A 1298-nucleotide genomic window follows, 5' to 3' on the forward strand; every position below is an offset into this window, starting at 1 on the left:
CGCCGAGGTGAAGGCCTCATTCGAGGCCGGCATCAAGGAGTACCTCGAGATGCTCGGCAGTTGGGTTGGCGAGCACGACAGCGAAAAGGCCGGCGACAAGGCAATGGCCGTTCTCTCGACAATGGTCGGCGCGGTCATGCTCTCGCGGGTGGTCAACGACCCGGACCTCGCCCAGGCTTTTCTGGACGCGGCGGCCGATCAGGTTCGCGAAACAGTCGCCATCTGAACCATGCGGGCAGCGGCGCCTGATCCATTGCTCGCCGCTCGGACCGAACCGTCGCGCGACTGCGAGGAAGTAACGGATACCGTCCCAGTCGATCATGGAGAAGTTCGCGTCGTCAGGTGAAGCCTCCGGTGCAATTTCGCACCACCGTAATGCGTATCTTCCGACTGCATGGCGCGCTTGGGCACGCCTACCTCTTGGCGTGAGGCAGCGGCGATGCGTCCGCCCCCCGAAGGAGAATTGCGATGAGCTATTCGATCATAGATTTGGGGCTGTTGGCCAGGCGCTGGCCCGTATGTTCGCCCACCAGGAAATGGCGGTGTCCGTGGCAAGAGCCCGGGCTCGGCGTCCTTCGGCACTAGCATTCGGAACGCTGCGCGCGCCCGCGCGGCTTATCTAGCTGAGCGGCATCAGCTGACCTCCGGGCCATCCGTCCGGTCGTCCGGCCGCCTATAATCGGAGATCAAGGGCATGAACATCGAACTCAAGGGCCGCAAGGCCATCGTCACCGGATCGACCGCCGGCATCGGCCGCGCGATCGCCGAAGGGCTCGCGCGCGCAGGCTCCGCCGTCGTCGTCAATGGACGTACGGAAGAGCGGGTCGCCGCGACGCTCCGGGAACTGCGCGCGCTGCTGCCTGACGCCGACCTCACCGGCATTGCCGCCGATCTCGCGACGGCCGAGGGCTCGGCGGCGCTCGCGGCGCAGGCGCCGGATGCCGACATCCTCGTCAACAATGTTGGCACTGCGCGTCCCAATGGCTTCTTCGAGCAGGACGACGCCGCATGGCTCGACCTCTTCCAGCTCAACGTGATGAGCGGCGTGCGCGCCGCGCGCCACTATATGCCGGGTATGGTCGAGCGCGGGTGGGGACGGGTCGTCTTCATCAGCAGCGAGTCCGCGCTCGCCATCCCCAAGGAGATGATCGACTACGGCATGACCAAGACCGCGTTGCTGGCCGTGTCGCGCGGGCTGGCCGAACTTGTCGGTGGCACCGGCGTCACGGTCAACGCTGTCCTGCCGGGGCCGACCGACTCCGAGATTCTTGGCGACTGGATGAAGGCCACCGCGAAGG

Annotated in this window: 1 protein-coding gene and 1 pseudogene; both read left to right on the forward strand. The window is 66.0% G+C overall.

All coding sequences use genetic code 11. The features are described from left to right. Positions 1 to 226 (forward strand): annotated as a pseudogene (locus tag FJ980_RS32255) (TetR/AcrR family transcriptional regulator); the annotation flags it as partial. A 468-nt stretch (positions 227 to 694) separates the two neighbouring features. After that, the coding region (locus FJ980_RS32260) for an SDR family oxidoreductase (RefSeq protein WP_140547523.1) at positions 695 to 1298 on the forward strand (604 nt) is incomplete at its 3' end.

The sequence above is a fragment of the Mesorhizobium sp. B1-1-5 genome, from assembly GCF_006443065.1.
In the GTDB taxonomy this organism is placed as follows: Bacteria; Pseudomonadota; Alphaproteobacteria; order Rhizobiales; family Rhizobiaceae; genus Mesorhizobium.